Below are 22,617 nucleotides of genomic sequence, written 5' to 3' on the forward strand. Positions count from 1 at the left end.
TTGACAAGGATAGAAATTAGTTTAAAATAATACGTATTAGATGGGGTCTGCTCATCGATGGTTATAGGGGGACAGGAATGAGTTTTATCGGTAATATAATGAAAAACATGAGGGTCAATCAGGATGATGAGTATGATCTTCAGGATGACTATGATTTTGAGGACGGTTATGATGATGAACCTCAGAGAAACGGATTGTTTTCAAGAAGATCTCAGGATGAGGATGATGACGTAGAGGATGAGAGACCTGCGAGGCCTACTCTTTTCATGAAGAAACCGGCTCAGCCCCAGACACACAGAAGTATGGAGGTGACCATGATCAAGCCAACCTCTATGGATGATTCCAGAGATATCTGTGATTATCTTCTTGATGGAAAGGCAGTTGTTCTCAATATGGAAGGGCTTCATATGGAGATAGCTCAGAGGATCATAGATTTTACTTCCGGAGCAGCGTATTCTATGAATGGTAATCTTCAGAAGATTTCCAATTATATCTTTATCGCGACACCGCAGAGCGTAGAGTTGTCGGGAGATTTTCAGAATATTCTCGCCGGCACTTCAGATGCAGGTTTTAACGGACTTAATTTAAGAGTTTGATAATGAAAAGCCGAGAGACATATCCGAAAAAGGGTATGTCTTTCTTTTTGGGAGCCGATCAGATCTTCAACTGTATGTCAAAGATAAACGGCGAAAAACATTCGTTTATAGCAGGAGGAAGCTATGTCTAAAAAACTGGATGTCAATTATGAGGGTGATTTTTCTTATCATATATACATAGAAAAGACCTTTGAGGAGTTAAGGAATGCTGTTTCCGGGCTGCAGGTTTCTGACAGAAGGGCGCTGATAGTTACAGATAAGAATGTGGCACCTTTATATCTTGATAAGATTAAGGATATCCTTTCGGAGTGTTTTTGCTTTGTGGATGAGATCATCCTGACACCGGGGGAAGAAAATAAAAATACAGATTCCATAGCCCATATCTATGAAAAGGCTATACAGGATGATTTTGACAGAAATGATTTCATGGTGGCTCTCGGAGGCGGAGTTGTGGGAGATATGACAGGATTTGCCGCCGCAACATATATGAGAGGTATCAGATTTATTCAGATTCCGACCACCCTGCTTGCTCAGGTGGATAGCTCCATAGGCGGAAAGACAGGAGTAGATTTTCGTGCCTACAAGAATATGGTAGGTGCTTTTCACATGCCTTCCCTTGTTTACAGTGCTGTCAGCACGCTTGAATCCCTGGATGCAATTCAATATGCCTCCGGCATGGGAGAGGTGATAAAGCATTCTCTCATTAAGGACAAGGACTATTTTAGATTCCTTACAGATAATCTTGAGGGTCTCAGGAATCGTGATATGGATGTTCTCATTGAGACGGTATATCAGAGTAATGTCATAAAAAAGGAAGTAGTTGAGAAGGATCCTAAAGAAAAAGGAGAGAGACAGCTTCTTAATTTTGGTCATACATTGGGACATGCAATTGAGAAATGTTCTGATTTCTCCTATAGTCATGGTCAATGCGTGGCTTTAGGATGCCTTGCTGCCATGCATATCTCCGATGTGACAACCGTGGAAGAAAACAAAGCTGTTTGTGAACTAATGAAAGCAGTCGGGCTTCAAACCGTTTTAAAACCCATGGATCATCAGGCAATCCTTGCGGCTACCAGAAAAGATAAGAAAATGGATAAGGGACGTGTCAGATTCATTCTGATACATAGCCTGGGAAATGCCTATATAGATAACAATGTATCCGATGAGAGCATGCTTGATGCATTAGGATATATATCAAAATAAGTGGTCTGATATATCGACAGCCGTATGTCGGATATCGGAGCTCAATAAACATTATTAACTTAGGAGATATCACTAAAGAATAATATGAATTCAAGAATTAAGAGAATACTTCTGTTTTTGTTCATGGCGGTGGTTTTGATCATTCCCGACCAGCTTACAAAGCAGCTGGCAGTGGAAACCCTTAAGGGGAATGAGAGAATCCCGATTATCAGGAATGTTTTGTATCTGCTTTATGTTGAAAATCAGGGTGCCGCTTTCGGAGTGTTTCAGGGAGCTCAGTACGCTTTTTATATCATAACCATAGTGGTGCTTATCGGCATCCTTTATGTGGTATACAAAACACCTTTGAAAAACAAGCGTTATTATCCGGTTCTGGTGATTGCGGAGCTTGTTTTTGCCGGAGCCATAGGAAATTTCATAGATCGTGTAAGCCAAAAATATGTGGTTGACTTTATATATTTCAGCCCCATAGATTTCCCGGTTTTTAATGTAGCCGATATATATGTTACCTGCGGATGCATCATCATGGTACTGTTGCTTCTGTTTTATTATAAAGATGAAGACTTTGATTATCTGAGAGGCAGTAAAAAAAGAGCCGGCGCAGAATCAGACAAAGATGATTCACTTATGGAGGAAAAATGATTAAGGTCAATGTTCCTGCGGGGGTTGATCAGGTTCGTCTGGATCAGTTTCTTTCCACGCTGGAGGAACCTGAAATATCCAGAAGCTATGCTTCGAAACTAATTAAGGATGACCGCATACAATTAAACGGAAAAAGCTGTAAGGCAAGTTCCAGGGTTAAAGAGGGAGATGAGCTTCTGATAGATATGCCGGAACCCGTATCCCTTGATGTGGTGGCTGAGGACATTCCCCTTGATATAGTATATGAGGATGAAGATTTTCTCATTGTAAATAAGCCGAAAGGGATGGTGGTACATCCTGCAGAGGGACATTATCAGGGAACCCTTGTTAATGCTGTGATGAACCATTGCGGAGAAGAACTCAGCACGATTAATGGAGTTATGCGTCCCGGTATAGTGCATCGAATAGACAAGAATACTACCGGTCTTCTTGTGGTATGTAAGAATGATAAGGCTCACAAATCCCTGGCAGAGCAGCTGAAGGAGCATTCCATAACAAGAAAATATGTGGCGATCGTATGCGGAAATATAAAAGAAGACTCCGGTACAGTGGATGCTCCATTGGGACGTTCCAAAAAGGATAGAAAGAAACAGGCCATCGATATGGTGGACGGAAGGGATGCGGTTACGCATTTCAGGGTTTTGGAGCGCTTTTCTGACTATACTCTGGTAGAATGTATTCTGGAAACTGGCCGCACACATCAGATACGTGTTCATATGGCGTCCATAGGACATCCGGTTCTGGGGGATGATGTATACGGTCCGAAGAAATGTCCTTTTACCCTGGAAGGGCAGTGTCTCCATGCAAAGGTTCTTGGATTCATACATCCTTCAACGGGAGAATATGTGGAGTTTGATTCTGAGTATCCGGAATATTTAAAGCGGCTTATGGACAGACTGCGGAAAAAATGATATATGAGTAAACCTAAATTACAATTGACTAAAGAACAATTGAAAAAGATCAAGCTCGGAGTCCTGACCTTATGTGTAGGGTTGGGACTTTTAGTGGCTGCTGTTTCTCAAAGATCCGGTACAACGGTGGAATCAGAGGCAGTTGTTGAAACAACGGCAGCTCCTTCGGAAATACCTGAGACTACTGTCGAGGAAACAGAACCCGAAACCGAAGAGGTATTCGTGCCATCTCCGTACAAGTTAAATCTTGCTTATGTTTTTCCGGAGGGAGTGGATGAGAGCGATCCTCTTAACAGCTATGCCGGAGAGATATACAAAGAGCTCATGAAAGAGGACAATGATTATATTGCCAATATTTATGACACCTCGGGAGTGACTCCTTTATCTCTTGCGAAAAGACTGGGAGTAAACGCCGGAAGAGTAATGGGTAAGTATAATCCTTCTGCCGGCGGGCAGGATCCGGATAATCCGGACACCTGGTACATTCCGACTTTCAAAAATGTTAATGTTTCATTTTACGATGCTGAAGGTAAAAGGGTAAATGAGTATTCCAATGTTAAAGAGATCATGTCAATGGCATCGGTTTATACCTATTCCCATGATTATCTTGATGTCGAGACATTCAAAAAGTACTGCGAAGAGCTGTATGATAAGTCCAGAAGGTATACCATAAGCATTGGTAAGGTTTATTACGACAGCGGTTGTATCAATCGCTCGGCTAAGGAGGAAGCGGAAGAAGCCAGGAAGATTGAAGAGGAGCTTGAAAAACTGAAAAAGCAGCTTGCAGAGGAAGAGGAAGAGAATTCTGAAACCGATGCTTCTTCGGATTCCTCTGATGAAAGCAGTCAGAGTGACAATTCTCCGGAGTCTTCCGGAACTGAAATGGGGGCTGACGGTGACGATGCCGGAGCTTCTAAGGGAGAAACCCGGCAGGAGACTTCTGTCACATCCGGCGAGACATCATCCGATATTTCCGAAACCCCGGTTGAGAGCGGTGAATCAGATTCCGGGGCACAGACCAGTAATGACGGGGGCTCGAAACAGGAAGTAATTCAGCAGGAGACTTTTCAGCAGGAAGGCTCGCTTTCGGATACCGGAAATGTAAATAGCGGGATGGTACTGGCTGCGGCAAAGATATTTAAGAGGACTTCATGGTTAAGAAGCATCAATCCTTTGCTGACAGCATATGGAGCTGAGCTTTCACAGGACGAGTCATCAGAGCTGAATAACGAATTTCAGGCGATTGAAACGGCAGCGGTTGAAACAGAGCAGGAGACTTCGGAAGAATCAACCGAAGAGAGTTCAACAGCGTATGAGTCGGTAAGCCTGGTGCCGGCATTGTATGATAACTCTGCGAAAGAAACATTGGAAACAAAGGAGCCTGAGTCTACAACCAGCAGATATTCCCAGTATAAAGCAGGTCAGGGCATAGACATTATCAATGACGGTACAACTGAGGAAAACGAAACTGCTGAAGCAGAAGGTGAAGAAGCGGTGGAAACTGCTGAGGCTTCATCAGAAGGTGAAGGTAAAGATAAAGAAGAGGATGAATCCTCGGAAACAGAAGAAGGCAGCACCGGCGAAAGTGAAGAGGAGAGGATAATTCTCGGGACCTTTACCAGAGAAGAACTCAGAAACATGGATGATGCCACCCTCTACAGTCTTATAGAAGAGTCTCTTGAGGCTAAGGAAACCTCGGAGGAAGGTAACGGAGAAACTGATGTAAAGAGTAAGAAATACTGTCCGGGACATGTGGATCTTTACGTGAATGTTACGATTTACGGTTTCGAAGAGGACGCCGGACTCAGAAGTGTTGAGCTTGAAGCTGAGGAAAAGCTTCAGGATGAAACAGCTGAAGCAGAGGAAACTGATGGATCCGATAAGAAAGAGTCCGAAGCTGCTTCCAAGAAAAAAACTAAAGATACAACTGAGGAAAAGTCTGAAGAAACATCCGGGAAAGAGTCTGATTCGGAAGAAACCGGAGTAAAAGAAACAGCCGTGACTGCGGAGACACCTGAAGCAGAGGCTGCAGGAAGTGTCTGGGAGGGCTGGACCGATGAACAGAAGGCATATGCCCAAAGACTTATTGCTCAGGACTGGTTTAAAACTTATGGCCTTTCTATCTCCACCATCGATCCCAAGAATCCGTTGACAGATGAGGAAATCTCCAGGTATCTTGACGGACTTCCGAAGGATATTTCCAATGACAGGAAAAGGGTTATAAAATTTGCCCTTGAGTCAGTAGGTAAGATTCCGTACTACTGGGGAGGTAAGGCAAACAGCAGGGACTACGAGGGCAATGCTTTCGGAAGCATAGTTCAGGCTGATTACAGAGGCAGAGTTTTGAGAGGACTTGACTGTTCCGGCTGGATACAATGGGTATACTGGTCCTCCATAGGAGAAAACCTGAACGGAGCCTACAGCACCTCGAGTCTTATAGGAGAAGGCGAGAAGATAAACAGAGCGGATCTTCAGCCCGGTGATGTTGTTATACGAACCGGAGCCGATTCCCATGTGGTGATGTTCCTGGGATGGGCTGAAAACGGAAAAATGGTCGCTATACATGAAAATTCGGGAGCAAACAATGTTTCCGTCAATGAAGTTACCGCAAGCTATCCATATTATAGAAAGTTAATAAATTAATTCTTCAAAACCCATTGACAATTTCGGCACTTACATTTAAAGTACTTGAGTATGCCGCGTGACGAGGTTAAAGAGTGTTTTTTCACCACCAAAGTCAGCGAGTAATGATAAAAAGGAGGTCCCTCGTAATGTATGCAGTAATCCGTACAGGTGGAAAGCAGTACAAAGTAAGCGAAGGCGATATCATTAGAGTTGAGAAACTTGATGTAAAGGAAGGCGACAAGGTTACTTTCGATCAGGTGCTTGTTCTTAATGATGGCGCTATGAAGATCGGTACACCGGTCGTTGATGGTGCTAAGGTATCAGCCACTGTTACTAAGAATGGCAAGGCTAAGAAAGTCATCGTTTACAAGTACAAGAGAAAGTCTGGATACCACAAGAAGAATGGTCACAGACAGCTCTTTACAGAAGTAAAGATTGATTCTATCGGCTAATTTTTTTCAAAGTATTTAATGGAGGATAATCATGGCTCATCATAAAGGTATGGGCTCTACCAAGAACGGTAGAGATTCCGAGTCCAAGAGACTTGGACAGAAGAGAGCAGATGGTCAGTTCGTAAAGGCTGGTAATGTCCTTTACAAGCAGAACGGAACAAGAATTCACCCGGGTCTTAATGTAGGTCTCGGAAATGATTTCACACTTTTCGCAAAGGTTGACGGTGTAGTTAAGTACAGCCACCTTGGAAGAGACAGAAAGCAGGTATCCGTACTGCCAAGAGATGCTGAGTAATCTCGCTTGGTTTTTCAGAAGATCACCCCTGTGCCGTAATATCGGTGCAGGGGTTTTGTTCTGATTCTGCCTGAGATTTTGCAGCCGATGATCCCCGTGGAGCACTCGGCTGAACTGTTAAGAGATTTTTATTCAGGGGCAGAATGTTCCAGAAGAATCCTCGAAGATTCTTTCTTTTACTAATGTTTGAGTCGGTATTTGTACATACGTGCGTAAAACCTGCAAAGTGGTGTTCCGGACTTGGGCATTTATTCTTTTTGATTTGCTCTCTGAGGGTTAGCGACGTTTTTTTCTGCGGCGCGGGGATACCCTTGGGAAAGGAGAAATGATTCTATGTTTGCAGATATTGCAAAAATTTTCATCAAAAGCGGAAAAGGCGGTAACGGACATGTTTCCTTCCGCCGTGAATTGTTTGTACCGGCCGGTGGTCCTGACGGAGGCGACGGCGGAAAAGGCGGTGATATCATCGTTGAAGTTGATAAGGGTATGAATACTCTTGAAGACTTCAGAAACCGCCAGAAATATGTCGCAACCCCCGGTGAAGAAGGCGGCGGAAAACGCATGCATGGAAAAAACGGTAAGGACCTGATCATAAAGGTACCTGAGGGTACTATCATCCGTGATTTTGAGACCAAAAAGATCATCGCGGACATGTCAGGTGACAACCAGAGACTTGTACTTCTTAAAGGCGGAAAAGGCGGTCTGGGCAATATGCACTTTGCCACACCGTCAATGCAGGCACCTAAGTTTGCACAGCCGGGTCAGGATGCAAGAGAGCTCTGGGTACAGCTTGAACTGAGAGTTATCGCTGATGTGGGTCTGGTCGGACTTCCGAATGTAGGAAAATCCACCATTCTGTCCATGTGTTCCAATGCAAGACCTGAGATTGCAAACTATCACTTCACAACGCTTACTCCACATCTCGGAGTAGTTGGTTTAAAGGGTGACAGATCCTTTGTTATGGCGGATATTCCCGGTCTTATCGAAGGAGCTTCAGAAGGTGTTGGTCTGGGACATGAGTTCCTGCGCCATATAGAGCGCTGCAAGGTGCTTGTTCATGTTGTGGATGCATCAGGCTGTGAAGGAAGAGATCCGGTTGAAGACATTAAGACTATCAATGAAGAAATCGGGAAGTACGATCCGGATATCCTTAAGAAGCCTATGATCATAGCCTGCAACAAAACCGATCTTATCATTGATGAGCAGGGTTCTGACAGTGCGGTTACAAGGATCAAGGAAATTTATGAACCGCAGGGTGTGAAGGTTTTTGCAATTTCTGCAGCCACAAATACCGGTCTCCGGGAGGTTCTTGAAGCTGCCTGGACTTACGTTGAGGAAGCCGGTGCCAAGGAGGTCGAGGTTTATGAAAGTGAAGTCGATCTGGAAACCCTTGGACATAAGGAGCAGCTTGCCATCGAGTACAAGAAGCTTGACGACAGTACTTACTCTGTTGAAGGACCAAAGATTGAGAAAATGCTGGGTTACACTAATATCAGTACAGAAAAAGGCTTTGAGTTCTTCCAGCGTTTCATGGCTGAACAGGGAGTTATCAAAACTCTCAGAAAAATGGGTATTCAGGAGGGCGATACCATAAGGATCTATGGTCACACCTTTGAGTACTACGATACAGATGCTTATGAGGATGAGGAGCTTGAGAAGGCTATCGATACAGCTTTCCCCAAACGTCACCAGCCAAAGAATAACGGAGAAGAAGAATGAAGAAATATATAAGAGACAGTAAGATGCGTTCTGAATTAAAGGGCGCAGCTATGAACATAGAACCGGTTCTTTCCATAGGAAAAAACAGCCTTACACCGGAATTTATCGAGGCAGTAAGAGAAAACATCGTTAAAAATGAACTTATCAAGATCAATATTCTGAAAAATTGCGATGATGATCCAAAGGCTATTGCTCATACTCTTGCAGGACGTACCCAGTCAGAGGTTGTTCAGGTTATCGGTCGCAAGATCGTGCTTTATAAGCCGGATCCTGACTTTAAAAAGCGTAAATATGAGATTTCAAAGGCCGAGCTTAAAGAGGGCGGAAAAACCCCTGGAAAGCATTCAAAAAACAAGAATCACAATGCTGAGATCGCCGGCGCAAAGAAGAAGGCCTCCAGAAGCGGAATGAGTCTTCGTTTTGTGGAAGAAGCCGACGAGGAATTTGATAACGAAACAGAGTGATATGCGGCGTTTTTTTGGAATTCGCCTGAAGAAGACAGTAGTACACTTATTGCAGACAAAATCTTTTTTCGATCGATTCTGTTTGATTTCTAAGGATAACGTTTTTGGGGTGTCGCCATGATTGAAAAAGATGTTAACTTGAAAATAAAGAAGGTTGGCATAATGGGAGGTACCTTTGATCCTATTCACAATGCACACCTTTCATTGGCACAATGTGCCCTTACAGGGTTGTCCCTTGATGAAGTCTGGTTCATGCCGGCAAGGGATCCTTACTTTAAAAAAAAGAAGAAGGTCACTCCCGCAAAAAAAAGGTGTGAAATGACTTCCCTGGCTGTCCGGGGAATCGGGGGCTTTAAGCTTTCTCTTTTCGAGCTTGAGAGGGAGGGAGAGACCTACACGGCAGAAACTCTGGAGCTGCTCCATGAAAAGTATCCGGATATCCATTTTTATTTCATTATAGGGGCGGATTCAATGTATGAGATTGACACCTGGTACCATCCGGAGAGGATCATGCAGCTTTGCACACTGGCTGTGGCAGGGAGACATTATCCTGAAGGACAGAGAAGCTTCCGGGAACAGGTGGAGTACCTAAAGGATAGGTTTCAGGCGGATATAGCTGTGCTGGATTATCCGGAAACAGATTTATCTAGCACTATGATCCGCAAAATGGTGGCGGAAGGCAGAGATATCAGTGGGCTTCTGCCTGATAAGGTTAAGGAATATATCAGGGATCATGGTCTTTATAAAGACTGATATCCGGATGAACCTTAAAAACCAGGATGGGGGATCGGTTTATGGCATCGGATAAAAAAGCAAAGAGAAACGGTGACAAGCCGGATATTTCAGAGATTTATGAATACAGAAAGAAGCTTAAAAAGCTTCTGAAACCTGACAGGTATGAACATTCTCTCAGTGTGAGCTTTACCTGTGTCTGTCTCGCCATGAGATACGGAGTTGATCTTTATAAGGCAGAGGTAGCGGGACTCGTTCATGACTGTGCCAAGCAGTTCTCCGATGAGGAGCTGATAAAGCTTTGTAAAAAAGAAAAGGTAGAGCTTACGGATGATATGCTGAAAGCACCTCAGGTGATACATTCTGTTTTTGGCGCCGTATATGCCCGTAAGGAGTTCGGAATTGAGGACGGTGATGTTTTATCGGCTATATACTATCACACCCTTGGAAAGCCAGATATGAGCCTTCTGGAGGCTATTGTTTTCACTGCCGATTACATTGAAGCAAGAAGATATAAAGCTTCGAGGCTTACGGAGATCAGAAGGCTGGCGTTTGAGGATCTGGACAGAGCAGTATACGAGATTAATCATGATACCATAACATATCTTGAGGAGTCCGGAGGCTTCATCTGTAAAGATTCTTACGATACCTACAGGTATTACAAAGAACTTATTGAAACGCGCTGACAGCCGATAAAATAGATATCATCATTATGACAGTTATTTTAAAGGAGTTATTTTATGGGAAATGAAACTTCAAAGGAAATGGTCAAGGCAGTTTACAATGCTCTTTCAGATAAAAAGGGATATGATATAACTGTTATTGATATTTCGGAGGTATCTGTTATTGCTGATTATTTTGTGATCGCAACAGCAGACAACCTGAGACAGGTGGATGCACTCAGTGATGCGGTAGAAGATAAGATGGCTGAGCTCGATTTCGATATGCGTCGTAAAGAGGGCGTTCCCAACAGCGGCTGGATACTTCTTGATTATAATGATATCATTGTGCACATCTTTGATAAGGAACAGAGATTGTTCTATGACCTTGAACGTATATGGTCTGACGGAAAAAAGATGGTTGATATAAATGAGCTTTGATCGCGGATCCCGACTTTATAAGTCGGGATTTTTTCTTTGGTTTGAATGGTTTAACAGAATCCGCAGGGAGTAACAGTTTAGTCGGTGGACAATCAACCCCGTCCCCCTGGTTCACCGACGGAACTGTTACCGCAGGGATTCTTTTTTTAGTACAAATGTTTATGCAATGGTTGCAATGAACGGATGTTTGTGATAAAGTTTTATTATATTTAATAATAAAAAAGGAGTATGACATGGGCAGACACAAAAAACAACCTGATGCTAATCATATGACACCAAAGCAAAAAGCAGTTTTTGATTATATTAAACAATGTGTTATTGAGAGAAATTATCCCCCTTCCGTCCGGGATATTTGTGCTGCTGTAGGCTTAAAGTCCACATCAAGTGTATTTACATATATCAATGATCTGGAAACCATGGGGCTGATAAAGAAGGACCCGTCACATCCAAGAGCGCTTATGATCACAACATCAGAGTTCCGTTCAGCACCTGAACGGGAGGTGGCTCAGGTACCTTTGGTGGGTACTGTTGCAGCAGGGCTTCCTTTGCTTGCCCAGGAGAATATCACCGATTATTTCCCCATACCTGTAGATATGCTTCCAAACAAATCGGTGTTTATGCTTACCATAAAAGGCGAATCCATGATCAATTGCGGCATTCTTAATGGTGACCGCGTTATAGTGGAACAGCAGGAAACCTGCAACGATGGTGAAATCGTTGTTGCTCTCGTAGATGACAGTGCCACAGTAAAACGTTTTTATAAGGAAGACGGACACATACGACTTCAGCCCGAGAATGACAGTATGGATCCTATAATTGTGCCTGATTGCAAGATACTCGGAAAAGTTATCGGATTGATCCGTATGGGCATGAAATAATAATGTTGTATCGGCAATATTTAAATATTGCCGATACCGGAGACCCGAGATGATTGAAAGAGCAAAAGACGCGTTTAATTATGATATCGTATATCATAAATTCAAGATGGCTCCGATGGATGGAGAATCGCTGGAGGATTTAAAAAAGGATATTAACGAATTATCGGGAAAACTTGAAGCATGCGGTATATATGTTCATGTTTTTGAAAGCAATGTCCAAAAGAAAAACGGGAAATCAAGGGATGGTTTTGTAAATGTTGAGGTGGGCATACATGAACACCACAGAACCAGGGGAGCCGGATGGTTTAAGCGAAAAGAAACCAAGGTTACGGTGGGAGAAGTATATAAATACTCTGCAGAGCACAACACCAGGGAAACCGCGGAATTTGCCGGAGTTTCTTTAAGGACGCTTTACAACAGGAAAACCGAACTAAAGAACCGGGGCAGGTGGCAGGAAGATAATCAAAGCATGTTTTGATAAAATTTTTATATTTTGATGAGTTATCAGATTGGGATTTATTACCGACATAACACTATATGGGTTTTATGTATGTAACGACATGATGTCGTTTCATTTTTTGAAAGATCAGTGTGATCAGTTTTTGTTCAGAAAGGTAGTATGGTTTCAATGGAAAGAATGCAAGGTGACAATGATAGTTCATTAATAAAAAATGCGTTTTTGTTATTTGACAAGATGTCGGAATTACAAAAAAAACTTCCGGTGGCATATGCACTTTTTCAGGTAGTGGAAAACGAGAGTCATGACGGAGCTGTTGATGCAAAATATCTTTACGCTAATGAACGCTTTTGCAGAGGAATAGGACATGATAAAGACGATCTGGTAGGACATCTGGTTACAGAAACCTATGAAGATGAAACCAAGGAATTGTTTTATTATGCCTATAAAGCTGCGTACCGGGGAGAAGAGAGTAACTATACAACCTACAGTAAAGCGCTTGGACATTGGGCTGAGTTTATCATCGCTCCGACCAATATTGCAGGGTGTTGTATAGTTGTGTGTACCTTCATCGACGACAGTCATCTGGAAAGAGAATTGCTGCGAAGAAATTCAACTACCGATGATGCAATAGTACGAATCAGTCGTCTTCTCAGCAATGAGGGTGATTATGATGCTGTTATGAATAAGGTTCTTTTGGAGCTCAGTCGGGTTATCCATCCTGAAAGAATTTATATACTCAGCACTGACAGGGTTGTTGTGGACCTGGAGTTTGAGTGGTGCAATGACGGTATTCCTTCTCACAAAGAAAAACTCTCAAAGATGAGTTATCAAAAGTACTTTGGTAACTGGGAAAAATATCTGAATCGTGATAGAGCGGTTATGAAGATTGACGATATCGATATTTTCAAAGAACATGAAAAAGATGTATATGAAAATTTAAAGGACAGAGGAATACAAAGATTTGTATGTGCACCCTTCTATGATAACAAGCATCAGATACTGGGCTTTTTATGCGCGGACAATTATGAACTTATCGATGATATCGACACTCGCAAGATCATAGAGAGTATTTCTTACTTTATCGGTTTCAGGATCAGAAACCATACATTGATGAAGCTTTTGGATTACAGGGGTACTCATGATGACCTGACCGGCCTTAAGAATCGCCGTGTCTTTGGAGAGGCATTAAAAGCTGTTTCACAGACAAGAGATACATATGGAATTTTTTATGTAGACCTGAACTTCTTTAAGTATGCCAATGATAATTACGGACACCATGTGGGTAATGAGGTTCTTCAGGAAACTGCCATAAGACTCCGGGATGCATCCCGTCATGAAGTTTTTAGAATTGGCGGTGATGAATTTGCTATTCTGATAGACGAGGAGCTTCCGGAAGAGGAGTACAAGAAAATCCTGGAGGATATGGACGCAGCATTTAAGGTTCCTATATTGGATACAAAGGATTATAGGATAACCATAAGCGTAAGTACCGGTTATGCCATAGCACCTACGGACAGTACAAGCCCCAATGAGCTGAGAAAAATTGCAGATCAGCGCATGTATGAGCGAAAGAAATTTATGCATGAGAAAATTATAAGCAACAGGGGAACAGATCCCAGATGATAAAGAGGGGTCTCCAAAGTTATTGAGGATTTCCCAAGCTGATTGAGGGGGCAGACTTGAGAGTCTGCTCCTTTCTTTATGCCAAAAAAGAGCCTTTCATGGCTCTTTTTTAGTCTGTTCTTAAGCGAACCTTATTTCGGGCGCTTCTGCGGCGTTCGTCTTCCAAAGCTGCATAGTGCTTCTTGGTGGTATTAACGTCATTGTGACCCAGGACATCAGCCACAAGATAAATATCACCGGTTTCTTTATAAAGGTTGGTGCCGTAAGTGCTTCGTAATTTATGAGGAGTTATATGCTTAAGAGGAGTAACGGTTTTTGCATATTTTTTCACCATATATTGCACAGCTCTAACCGTAATACGTGAGTTTCTCAGGGAGAGAAAAAGGGCATCTTCTGAGCCGGGTTCTGCCATGATGAGTTTTCTCTGATCAATGTATTGACGTAAAACTCCTTCAACCTCATCCCCGAAGTAAACGGTTACTTCCTTGCCGCCTTTTCGGTGAATATGAATTCCGTCGTTATTGAAATCTACATCTGAGATATTAAGGCCTACACATTCAGATACACGAATTCCAGTGCCAAGCATAAGAGTCATCATTGCAACATCCCGTAGTTCTGTTTTGTCATGGAATATCTGCTGGCGCTTTGTAAGGCTGTCTCCGGTTTCTACTTCATCCAGAAAATCTGCAACTTCATTGGTATCCATTCGGATGATTTCATGATCCTTTAACTTAGGCATCTGAAGAAGGGCTGCAGGATTGTTCTTAATGAGCTCATTACGATAAAAGTAGTTATAGAAGGTTCTAAGGGAAGCAACCTTACGTTTTATGGCTGTACGACTGTTGATGACATCGGTTGTGATTTCATTACCCTTTGAGTCTTTGGTTGTTCGTTTCCGGTACTTTAGGTATTCAAGGAAATCTTCCAGATCCAGAACGGTCATCCTGCTTATGTCATCCAGAGAGATATCACTTATGTCCTTATCCCTAAATAAAGGATTTTCAGCTTTAAGAAATTGGAAAAACACCTTCAGATCATAGGCATAGGCGATGCGGGTTCTTGATGAAGTCCGTGGTTCGATTCCCCTGAAAAAAGTTGTGCAGCACCGGGGTAGCTCGGAGAGCAGAGCTCTTAGTTTAAGAGTATTTTCTTTATCTACCTGCTCATGGTATTTTAATGCCATTATTATTCCTCCGATTTTCAAGTAAATTTGTTTTACCGCTTATTGGATACATGGATATAGGAATATTAGTAAATAAATGATAAAAATTTCACAATCCAACAACCATTATCTTTATTCTTTGTATATTATAACAAAGAGAAGGGTGATAATGTAAAAAGGTTTTGCGAAATAATGACGGATTTAACGAAAAAACGCGAGGTTTTTTGGTCATGATGACATATAAAATTCCTATTATTTTCATATTATAAAGCTATGTTGCGGTTGCGAGGGCTTATACTCGGTGATATAATTGCATTTGGTCAGATACAATCAGAGACCAAGGAGACAATGTCAGGGTTTTATAAGTATCCTGATATGCAGCAACGGTTCTTCGCGATGCGAAATATTAAGGAACCGGTGTCAAAAGCGAAAGAGGTAAAGACATGAATGATTATTTAGAAATTGTAAATGTTCACGCGCGTGAGATTCTTGATTCAAGATCTAACCCAACAGTTGAGGCAGAGGTTACTCTTGCAGATGGTACTGTTGGAAGAGCAGCCGTACCAAGTGGTGCTTCCACAGGTCAGTTTGAGGCTCTTGAGCTTCGTGATGGCGATAAGAGCCGTTATGTAGGCAAGGGTGTTCTTAAGGCTGTTGAGAATGTTAATACTCTTATCAATGACGCTTTACAGGGTGTAGATGCATCAGACGTTTATGCAGTAGATGCAGCTATGTTAAAGCTTGATGGTACAAAGGATAAGTCAAAGCTTGGTGCTAACGCTATCCTTGCTGTATCACTTGCATCAGCACATGCAGCTGCTGAGTCTCTTGGTGTTTCTCTTCATCAGTTCCTTGGCGGTGCAGCAGGCTGCGAGCTTCCTGTTCCTATGATGAACATCGTTAACGGTGGTGCACATGCTGCAAACAATATTGATGCGCAGGAGTTCATGATCATGCCAGCAGGCGCTCCAAGCTTCAAGGAAGGTCTTCGTTGGTGTTCAGAAGTATTCCACGCACTTCAGTCAGAGCTCAAGGCTAATGGTCTTGCAACAGCTGTAGGTGATGAGGGTGGTTTCGCACCTAACCTTGCATCTGACGAGGAAGCTCTTGATTATATCGTAGCTGCTATTAAGAAGGCAGGATACGAGCCTGGTAAGGATTTCGTACTTGCTATGGACGCTGCTTCTTCTGAGTGGAAGAGCGACAAGCCGGGCGTATATCACCTTCCTAAGGCTGGTAAGGATTTCACAACTGACGAGCTTATCGATCACTGGAAGAAGCTTACAGAGAAGTATCCAATCATCTCTATCGAGGACGGTCTCGATGAGGAAGATTGGGAAGGCTGGCAGAAGATGACCAAGGTTCTCGGAGACAAGGTTCAGCTTGTTGGTGATGACCTCTTCGTTACAAACGTTGAGAGACTTCAGAAGGGTATCGACCTTGGTGTTGCTAACTCAATCCTTATCAAGCTTAACCAGATTGGTTCTCTTTCAGAGACAATGGACGCTATCAAGCTTGCTCACAAGCATCACTATACAGCAATCGTTTCTCACAGATCAGGTGAGACAGAGGATACAACAATTGCTGATCTTGCTGTAGCTCTTAACACATGCCAGATCAAGACAGGTGCTCCTTCAAGATCAGAGCGTGTAGCTAAGTACAACCAGCTCCTTAGAATTGAGGAAGCTCTTGGTGATGGTGCTGACTATCCTAAGTTCAATGCATTCAACGTTAAGAGATAATCTTACCGGGAATACACAATGATTAATAGACCGCCGCATGATTGGGTCAACAGATCCGATCATGCGACGGTTTTATCATTCAGAAGCTCTTGGCTTCGAAGAATTAAGGGTTTATTTTGACATAAATTGTTTTAGATTAAAATTATAAGCTCTGATATTCGGCAATATTTAAATATTGCCGAATATCAGAGCTTTTTTGTATTTCTTCGTGATACAATGAAAATGTAAACCGAAAAGGCTATCAGTATCGTGAAGATCAGCCACCCAAACGGAAGGTAGAGTATATTGTTCATCAGGAGCACTGAAAAAAGCATGATCAAAAGAGAAATGAATGACTGTGCCGTGCCTATCAGCTGGAATTTTTTTTGGAACCAGGGATGTTCAGTATCATGTACCAACAGTCCGTCATGAACATATTGTATTGTATACAAAAGTGCCTGTTCCGGGGATTTATCATAAATTCCGTATTCATGAAGGAAAAATCCGCTTTTTTCGCACAATGAGTAAATCGAATTGTATACAATTTCTTTTTTTAGCTCATTGACCGGAATGCTATATAAGACATATAAGAATACATTTCCGGTATCATTTATACGTTCCAGATAAAAAAGAGGAGATATGGAGGTAATTGCATCTAAATTATATGAAATTAAGCTTTTTTGGAGCTCGGATTTAAATTCCAAAAATGAATCTGTATCAATCAAAAGCTGATCCAATGTATTGCAGGATTCTTTGTCAGAGCCTGTAATTATATTGAGACAGAATAAACTGTCCGGATGCTCAGAATAAAAGCGTCTGAATTGATTCATCCAGGTTGATTCAGCATTAAGACGATCGATACCTTTTTTGATTTCGGTATATGAACCATCATTAGAAAATATTCTTATTTTATTGGTATTGTCATTTCGAAGTCCGGATACAGACATCAATGTATGGACAGGGTGGATGTCCAGGTCAAATTTCAGCTCAAAATTATCTAAATAGCTCATAATTCATTATTTCGCAAAACTCCAGTTTAACGAAAAGATGAAATTAGTTATTGCCGTACCATGTCTTAGGAAGCAATAAGATCATCATAGGCAGGATTTCGAGTCTTCCTGCAAGCATGTCTATGGTCAGAATAATCTTACTTAAATCAGAGTATTCCGAGTAATTGCATACAGGACCTACTGCACCGAGTCCGGGACCTATGTTGTTGAAGGTTGCGGCTACTGCCGAAAAATTGGTCACAAAATCAAATTTATCAAAGGAAATGATAAAAACCGAAACCAGAAAGATAAACACGTACATTATAAGGTAACAGTTCACGGATCTTACAACGGAATGCTCAAGTCTCTTTCCTTCCAGCCTTATGTGTCTCACAGCTTCGGGATGAAGAAGAACCAAAAGATCCTTACCTATCTCCTTAAACAAAATGATAACTCGGGATACCTTGATTCCACCGCCGGTTGAACCTGCACAGGCACCACAGTACATCAGGAACAAGAGAACCATCTGGCTTGGCTGCGGCCAGGTATTAAAGTCCAGAGTCGAAAAACCTGTTGTGGTTATAAGTGATGCTACTGTAAAAAAGCTGTGATGCAATGAATAAATCAGGTTACCGCCACACATTTTTAAAATATTAAAAGCGATAAAAATGCTTGATGCGATTATTATTGCAAAATAAACTCTTGCTTCCTCGCATCCAAGGGCATCCTTGTATTTACGCTTCTGGATAAGATAATAAACGTTAAAATTAACGCCGTACATTATCATGGATATGGTAATGAGAAATTGGCAGAACATGCTGTAATCTCCCATTCCGGAATTTCTTACTGCAAAACCTCCGGTACCGGCGGCACCAAAAGCGATGCACAAGGCATCAAATATATCCATGCCGCATATATAGAAAATGAATATCCATGCGATGGTCATAAAGAAATAAATCTTATACAGAGCTTTGGCTGTATCAGCTACCTTTGGAACAATTTTGCTAACTGCAGGTCCAGGGGATTCAGCTTTCATTATCATCATGTTGTAGCCGCCACCCAAAGGAAGTATGGTAAGTACAAGTACCAGAACTCCCATTCCACCTACCCAGTGACTGAAAGAACGCCAGAAAAGAAGGCCCTTTCCCAGATGTTCAACTTCACCTAGGATGGAGGCTCCGGTGGTTGTAAAACCTGAAACTATCTCAAATACCGCATCGATATAATGAGGAATGGTGCCGGCTATGTAGAAAGGCAGGGCCCCGATAAGGGATAACACGATCCAGCTGAGGGCACATATTACGAAACCTTCCTTGACGTAATAGGCGATTTTTTTAGGCTTTCTCAAGGTCACAATGGTTCCTATGAATAAAGATAACAACGCACTTATACCAAGTGCTGAAAAAGCCCATAATTCCTTGTAAATCAATGCACACAGCATAGGTAACAGCATGAGGCCTGCCTCAAGCTTTAGTACCCATCCAAGTACATATATGATCATATTTATGTTCATGTATCAATAAGCTCCCTTATGCAAGAATATCCTTAAGATCATTGAAACCAGTGTTTGTAGTGACCACAATGGCACTGTCACCGGGAAGCATGAAGTCAGAGCCGCGGGGAGTAATGAGATTGTTGTCACGAATGATAGCCGCGATAAGAACATTAGGCTTAAATTTCAATGAAGAGAACTTGTGATTTACCAGATTGGGATCATTGCCCACTCTGAATTCCAAAGCCTCAGCTCTTCCGTCTGCGATCTTAAACATGGTCTCTACATTGGAACCCTGGGAATTCTGAAGAGCTCTTACATACTGAACGATGTAGTCCGCCACAATCTGTTTCGGATAGATAACTGAACCCAGGTTAAGCTCATTAACCACATCTTCAAAGGAAATACGGTTGATCTTAGTGATAAGTCTCGCCTTGGAAAGCTTTCCTGCATACAGAGAAAGCATAATATTCTCCTCATCAATTCCTGTAAGAGAACAGAATGCGTCGGTTCTTTCGATACCTTCTCTTATAAGCATATCCTGATCGGTTCCGTCAGCATTGATTATGGTTGCTTCAGGGAATTCGGCTGCAAGAAAATCGCAGCGGTCATGATCTATATCAATGATCTTCAGTTTGCAGCGGGATTTGGAAGCCTGAAGGTATTTGGCAATGTAGTAGGTGACTCTCCCACCTCCGATTATCATGATATTCCTGATAGGAGCAAAATCTATACCGAGGAGGATGACGAAAGCATTAGCCTGCGGGGCATTGGCGATAAAGCTTAAGATATCTCCGCTTCTGATTTCCTGATTTCCGGATGGGATGATGACTTCATCGCCTCTTTCAATGGAGCATATGAGTACATTAACATTTAACTCATGATGTATATTGTGGAGTTTTATGCCTGAGATACTACTGTTTTCAGGAACCCTGACTCTGAAAAGATCGATCTTTCCTCTTGAAAAGCTGTCGATTTTCAATGCCTGTGGGAAATGCAGCAGTCTTTCAACTTCCTTTGCAGCAGCCATTTCGGGATTTATAACTGTGGCAAGGTTCAATTCGTCTCTGAGATAGGTGATTTCATTAGTGTACTCCGGATTTCTGATACGAGCTATGGTGCTGCAATTACCCTCCTTTTTGGCGATAAGGCAGCATAACATGTTGATTTCATCAGAATCCGTTGCGGCTATCAGAACGTCAGCGTTTTTTACACCTGCTTCCTGCTGTATCTCAAGCATGGCACCGTTTCCTGTTATGCCCATTACATCGATGGATTCCACTGCATGACGTAATGCTCTTTCATTGGTATCTATAATGGTAATATTATGATTTTCTTTGGAAAGCTGCTCTGCAAGTGTAAGTCCGACCTTGCCGCAACCAACAACGATAATGTTCATAGATTTGATTACTCCTTATATATCAGTTTTATCTTCTTCCCCTGAGCCGGCCCTGTCACGTTCGTCAAGATCCCTCTGCAAAGGTTCCAAATAGTGTACGAACATATCCTTCAGTGAACGGATCAGATAATTGTGATCTATTTCGCCGTAGTTAAAGGATTTTTTGCCGCCATTTTCCATTCTTTCCCAAAAATAAAGTATGTCACGGAAAGGAATGTAGTACATTTCGTTTCTTTCTGTAAATGAAAGAATGATAAAACTGATGCCGCCCTGTTTTTCAAATTCACTCATGAATCTGACCTGGTGAGGATGAAGATTCGCCAGGGGCCAGAGATCCTTGGCGCACTCTTTTGCATCAAAACAAATAGGAATGCCTTGCACGATCCCTATGTAGTCTACTGTTGACTTCTGGTCAAAATAAGCCAGTGTGATCTGGGTGTGCTCAGCATTCATATTTATAGGTGTGATGGGCGTTGGTATCTTTTGGACAACCGCCAGATGCTTATCCTGGTAAGCCTCATTGGTCCGGTTTATGAGATCTTCAAGTTGAGAACCTCTAAGTCCTCTTGATTTCCAGGTGCCCATTTTTATTGATGGCTTTCCTTGAGCCAGTCTTCCCAATCATTAACCATGGTATTTTTGTCATCAAAATAATTGATCCTCATGGCCTCACGGCACTCTGAAAGAGTCTGATTGGTTACCTTAACAGCATGGTCTGTTCCGGTCTTTAATATGTCATATACCTCGCCGATATTGTTCTCCCACTTGGCACGCTCGGTACGGATAGGGTCAAGCATCTCTTCCACAACCTTGATGAGGAACTTCTTGCACTTCATATCACCAAGTCCGCCGCGCCGGTAATGCTCCTTCATTTCCTGAAGATTCTTATAGTCAGGGAGATAATCCGCAAACTGGCTGTCATCGCGAAGGAAAGCATCAAGATAGGTAAATACCATATTGCCCTCGATATGACCGGGATCGTCAATGTTTATATGTGTAGGGTCTGTATACATACTCATTATTTTCTGCTTTACAGACTTTGCATCGTCGGAAAGATAAATACAGTTGCCAAGAGACTTTGACATCTTTGCTTTTCCGTCGATGCCGGGAAGTCTTCTCTGGGCAGTGTTTTCCGGAATAAGGATATCCGGCTCCACAAGAACATCACAGTTATAAATGGTGTTGAATCTGTGGGCAATCTCACGGCACTGCTCTACCATAGGCATCTGATCTTCGCCGGCAGGTACAGTGGTTGCCTTAAATGCAGTGATATCTGCAGTCTGGGAAACAGGATAGGTAAAGAATCCGGCAGGAAGTCCGGCTTCATTATCGTCTGAATCGTTACCGCTGAAACCACGCATCTGCATCTCTGATTTAACAGTCGGATTACGTGAAAGTCTCTGGGTTGTTACGAGATTCATATAGTAAAAAGTCAGTGCATGCAAAGCCGGGATTCCTGACTGTATGCAGATATTGGACTTGTTGGGATCTATTCCCACAGATAAATAGTCCAATGTTACTTCTATGATGTTATCGCGAACCTTCTTTGGGTTTGCCCAGTTATCTGTTAATGCCTGATCATCAGCAACGAGGATATTGATCTCATCAAATTTCCCGGAGTTCTGCAACTCAACTCTTCTTTTAAGGGAACCGATGTAGTGTCCAAGGTGAAGCTTTCCGGTGGGTCTGTCGCCGGTAAGTATGATTTTCTTATTACTGTCTTTAGCTAACATGCCTGCCTCCAGTATTTGTACATATTCAGAGTGCATTATACCATATCAAAATGCATTTTTAAACAAAGTTATCTCGTCTCCGTCCAGGGACACTACATCAAATGTTACTGTTCACAGGTGAACTTGTAGTAAAACAGCCGATCCGTTAAACTGAGTCTCAGTAATAACGGGTCGGCTGTTCTGCCAACTATGAGTCAAATCTTTGTGTCACTTCATCAAACACATTGGCTCCTTCATTTTGCCGTATCTTAACAAGCACGCTCCTGCCTTCACAATGATGCGTTATTGTATCAAAGCATCTGAAAGACATCACCTGCCCTTGTTTGCGCTTGTAGCCACGTAGAAAGCGCTCCGCTATGTTGTTTGTGCTCGGTACATTGACATTATGAAGAAACAGAAGATGTTCTTTGGAATGTTTTCT

21 protein-coding genes and 2 pseudogenes are annotated in these 22,617 nt (G+C 42.4%); 16 read left to right on the forward strand and 7 right to left on the reverse strand.

The genetic code is table 11. The annotated features are described in order from the left end of the window. Window positions 1-77: 77 nt before the first annotated feature. The 15 genes and pseudogenes from G625_RS0104790 (at window position 78) to G625_RS0104865 (ending at window position 13,700) form a co-directional block, all read left to right on the forward strand. Window positions 78-596, forward strand: coding sequence for a cell division protein SepF (locus tag G625_RS0104790; RefSeq protein ID WP_029200203.1), 519 nt, complete (start codon window positions 78-80; stop codon window positions 594-596). Between the two features lie 123 nt (window positions 597-719). Then, on the forward strand, window positions 720-1,799 hold the full coding sequence (gene aroB, locus G625_RS0104800; RefSeq protein WP_029200204.1) for a 3-dehydroquinate synthase: 1,080 nt from the start codon (window positions 720-722) through the stop codon (window positions 1,797-1,799). An 84-nt stretch (window positions 1,800-1,883) separates the two neighbouring features. Continuing rightward, window positions 1,884-2,441 carry a signal peptidase II gene (gene lspA / locus G625_RS0104805; protein WP_029200205.1) on the forward strand — a complete coding sequence of 186 codons (558 nt, stop codon included), beginning with the start codon at window positions 1,884-1,886 and terminating at the stop codon, window positions 2,439-2,441. Beyond that, on the forward strand, window positions 2,438-3,352 hold the full coding sequence (locus G625_RS0104810; RefSeq protein ID WP_029200206.1) for an RluA family pseudouridine synthase: 915 nt from the start codon (window positions 2,438-2,440) through the stop codon (window positions 3,350-3,352). The genes lspA and G625_RS0104810 overlap by 4 nt, the downstream gene beginning before the upstream one ends. 3 nt (window positions 3,353-3,355) lie before the next feature. Then, on the forward strand, window positions 3,356-5,995 hold the full coding sequence (locus G625_RS21015; protein WP_084152761.1) for a C40 family peptidase: 2,640 nt from the start codon (window positions 3,356-3,358) through the stop codon (window positions 5,993-5,995). A gap of 128 nt (window positions 5,996-6,123) precedes the next feature. Further along, complete coding sequence (gene rplU, locus G625_RS0104820; protein WP_029200207.1) at window positions 6,124-6,429, forward strand: 50S ribosomal protein L21; 306 nt, start codon at window positions 6,124-6,126, stop codon at window positions 6,427-6,429. Window positions 6,430-6,460: 31 nt separating this feature from the next. Then, window positions 6,461-6,724 (forward strand): 50S ribosomal protein L27, encoded by a 264-nt coding sequence (gene rpmA, locus G625_RS0104825; protein ID WP_029200208.1) that lies wholly within the window; start codon window positions 6,461-6,463, stop codon window positions 6,722-6,724. Between the two features lie 333 nt (window positions 6,725-7,057). Then, window positions 7,058-8,443 carry a GTPase ObgE gene (gene obgE / locus G625_RS18405; protein WP_084152762.1) on the forward strand — a complete coding sequence of 462 codons (1,386 nt, stop codon included), beginning with the start codon at window positions 7,058-7,060 and terminating at the stop codon, window positions 8,441-8,443. Continuing rightward, window positions 8,440-8,733: pseudogene (locus tag G625_RS23435) on the forward strand (YhbY family RNA-binding protein); the annotation flags it as partial. The gene obgE and the pseudogene G625_RS23435, both read left to right, overlap by 4 nt. Before the next feature lie 291 nt (window positions 8,734-9,024). Then, window positions 9,025-9,660, forward strand: coding sequence for a nicotinate-nucleotide adenylyltransferase (gene nadD, locus G625_RS0104840; protein WP_242826593.1), 636 nt, complete (start codon window positions 9,025-9,027; stop codon window positions 9,658-9,660). A 41-nt stretch (window positions 9,661-9,701) separates the two neighbouring features. Beyond that, window positions 9,702-10,325 carry a bis(5'-nucleosyl)-tetraphosphatase (symmetrical) YqeK gene (yqeK, locus tag G625_RS0104845; RefSeq protein WP_044931618.1) on the forward strand — a complete coding sequence of 208 codons (624 nt, stop codon included), beginning with the start codon at window positions 9,702-9,704 and terminating at the stop codon, window positions 10,323-10,325. 54 nt (window positions 10,326-10,379) lie between these two features. Beyond that, the gene (gene rsfS, locus G625_RS0104850; RefSeq protein ID WP_029200211.1) at window positions 10,380-10,739 is read left to right on the forward strand and encodes a ribosome silencing factor; all 360 of its coding nucleotides are present in this window, start codon (window positions 10,380-10,382) and stop codon (window positions 10,737-10,739) included. Window positions 10,740-10,972: 233 nt separating this feature from the next. After that, window positions 10,973-11,617 (forward strand): transcriptional repressor LexA, encoded by a 645-nt coding sequence (gene lexA, locus G625_RS0104855; protein WP_084152764.1) that lies wholly within the window; start codon window positions 10,973-10,975, stop codon window positions 11,615-11,617. 49 nt (window positions 11,618-11,666) lie between these two features. Next, the gene (locus G625_RS18415; protein ID WP_044931619.1) at window positions 11,667-12,095 is read left to right on the forward strand and encodes a hypothetical protein; all 429 of its coding nucleotides are present in this window, start codon (window positions 11,667-11,669) and stop codon (window positions 12,093-12,095) included. Window positions 12,096-12,245: 150 nt separating this feature from the next. After that, window positions 12,246-13,700 (forward strand): sensor domain-containing diguanylate cyclase, encoded by a 1,455-nt coding sequence (locus G625_RS0104865; protein ID WP_198014858.1) that lies wholly within the window; start codon window positions 12,246-12,248, stop codon window positions 13,698-13,700. A 109-nt stretch (window positions 13,701-13,809) separates the two neighbouring features. On the opposite strand, the gene G625_RS0104870 is transcribed toward G625_RS0104865, so the two are convergent. Continuing rightward, on the reverse strand, window positions 13,810-14,886 hold the full coding sequence (locus tag G625_RS0104870) for a tyrosine-type recombinase/integrase (RefSeq protein ID WP_156885033.1): 1,077 nt from the start codon (window positions 14,884-14,886) through the stop codon (window positions 13,810-13,812). 419 nt (window positions 14,887-15,305) lie between these two features. Between G625_RS0104870 and eno the strand changes: the two genes are divergently transcribed. Continuing rightward, entirely contained in the window at window positions 15,306-16,604 is a 1,299-nt protein-coding gene (gene eno, locus G625_RS0104880; RefSeq protein ID WP_029200215.1) for a phosphopyruvate hydratase, read from the forward strand. A 185-nt stretch (window positions 16,605-16,789) separates the two neighbouring features. On the opposite strand, the gene G625_RS0104885 is transcribed toward eno, so the two are convergent. The 6 genes and pseudogenes from G625_RS0104885 to G625_RS22830 all read right to left on the reverse strand — a co-directional run. Beyond that, window positions 16,790-17,593, reverse strand: coding sequence for a hypothetical protein (locus G625_RS0104885; protein WP_029200216.1), 804 nt, complete (start codon window positions 17,591-17,593; stop codon window positions 16,790-16,792). Between the two features lie 43 nt (window positions 17,594-17,636). Beyond that, complete coding sequence (locus tag G625_RS0104890) at window positions 17,637-19,085, reverse strand: TrkH family potassium uptake protein (protein ID WP_029200217.1); 1,449 nt, start codon at window positions 19,083-19,085, stop codon at window positions 17,637-17,639. Window positions 19,086-19,101: 16 nt separating this feature from the next. After that, the gene (gene trkA / locus G625_RS0104895; protein ID WP_029200218.1) at window positions 19,102-20,463 is read right to left on the reverse strand and encodes a Trk system potassium transporter TrkA; all 1,362 of its coding nucleotides are present in this window, start codon (window positions 20,461-20,463) and stop codon (window positions 19,102-19,104) included. 15 nt (window positions 20,464-20,478) lie between these two features. Continuing rightward, complete coding sequence (locus G625_RS0104900) at window positions 20,479-21,048, reverse strand: Holliday junction resolvase RecU (RefSeq protein WP_029200219.1); 570 nt, start codon at window positions 21,046-21,048, stop codon at window positions 20,479-20,481. A gap of 2 nt (window positions 21,049-21,050) precedes the next feature. Continuing rightward, window positions 21,051-22,196 (reverse strand): tryptophan--tRNA ligase, encoded by a 1,146-nt coding sequence (gene trpS / locus G625_RS0104905; protein ID WP_029200220.1) that lies wholly within the window; start codon window positions 22,194-22,196, stop codon window positions 21,051-21,053. 187 nt (window positions 22,197-22,383) lie between these two features. Then, window positions 22,384-22,617 (reverse strand): annotated as a pseudogene (locus G625_RS22830) (IS66 family transposase); the annotation flags it as partial.

Source organism: Oribacterium sp. NK2B42 (genome assembly GCF_000424445.1).
Classification (GTDB): Bacteria; Bacillota; Clostridia; order Lachnospirales; family Lachnospiraceae; genus Oribacterium.

What these genes read in the sequence shown, in the direction of transcription:
- eno (WP_029200215.1), top strand. Translation starts at nt 15,306, where the DNA reads ATGAATGATTATTTAGAAATTGTAAATGTTCACGCGCGTGAGATTCTT.
- nadD (WP_242826593.1), top strand. Translation starts at nt 9,025, where the DNA reads ATGATTGAAAAAGATGTTAACTTGAAAATAAAGAAGGTTGGCATAATG.
- G625_RS21015 (WP_084152761.1), top strand. Translation starts at nt 3,356, where the DNA reads ATGAGTAAACCTAAATTACAATTGACTAAAGAACAATTGAAAAAGATC.
- G625_RS0104885 (WP_029200216.1), bottom strand. Translation starts at nt 17,593, where the DNA reads ATGAGCTATTTAGATAATTTTGAGCTGAAATTTGACCTGGACATCCAC.
- G625_RS18415 (WP_044931619.1), top strand. Translation starts at nt 11,667, where the DNA reads ATGATTGAAAGAGCAAAAGACGCGTTTAATTATGATATCGTATATCAT.
- yqeK (WP_044931618.1), top strand. Translation starts at nt 9,702, where the DNA reads ATGGCATCGGATAAAAAAGCAAAGAGAAACGGTGACAAGCCGGATATT.
- obgE (WP_084152762.1), top strand. Translation starts at nt 7,058, where the DNA reads ATGTTTGCAGATATTGCAAAAATTTTCATCAAAAGCGGAAAAGGCGGT.
- trpS (WP_029200220.1), bottom strand. Translation starts at nt 22,196, where the DNA reads ATGTTAGCTAAAGACAGTAATAAGAAAATCATACTTACCGGCGACAGA.
- G625_RS0104790 (WP_029200203.1), top strand. Translation starts at nt 78, where the DNA reads ATGAGTTTTATCGGTAATATAATGAAAAACATGAGGGTCAATCAGGAT.
- G625_RS0104865 (WP_198014858.1), top strand. Translation starts at nt 12,246, where the DNA reads ATGGAAAGAATGCAAGGTGACAATGATAGTTCATTAATAAAAAATGCG.
- G625_RS0104810 (WP_029200206.1), top strand. Translation starts at nt 2,438, where the DNA reads ATGATTAAGGTCAATGTTCCTGCGGGGGTTGATCAGGTTCGTCTGGAT.
- lspA (WP_029200205.1), top strand. Translation starts at nt 1,884, where the DNA reads ATGAATTCAAGAATTAAGAGAATACTTCTGTTTTTGTTCATGGCGGTG.
- lexA (WP_084152764.1), top strand. Translation starts at nt 10,973, where the DNA reads ATGGGCAGACACAAAAAACAACCTGATGCTAATCATATGACACCAAAG.
- aroB (WP_029200204.1), top strand. Translation starts at nt 720, where the DNA reads ATGTCTAAAAAACTGGATGTCAATTATGAGGGTGATTTTTCTTATCAT.
- rplU (WP_029200207.1), top strand. Translation starts at nt 6,124, where the DNA reads ATGTATGCAGTAATCCGTACAGGTGGAAAGCAGTACAAAGTAAGCGAA.
- rsfS (WP_029200211.1), top strand. Translation starts at nt 10,380, where the DNA reads ATGGGAAATGAAACTTCAAAGGAAATGGTCAAGGCAGTTTACAATGCT.
- G625_RS0104890 (WP_029200217.1), bottom strand. Translation starts at nt 19,085, where the DNA reads ATGAACATAAATATGATCATATATGTACTTGGATGGGTACTAAAGCTT.
- trkA (WP_029200218.1), bottom strand. Translation starts at nt 20,463, where the DNA reads ATGAACATTATCGTTGTTGGTTGCGGCAAGGTCGGACTTACACTTGCA.
- G625_RS0104900 (WP_029200219.1), bottom strand. Translation starts at nt 21,048, where the DNA reads ATGGGCACCTGGAAATCAAGAGGACTTAGAGGTTCTCAACTTGAAGAT.
- rpmA (WP_029200208.1), top strand. Translation starts at nt 6,461, where the DNA reads ATGGCTCATCATAAAGGTATGGGCTCTACCAAGAACGGTAGAGATTCC.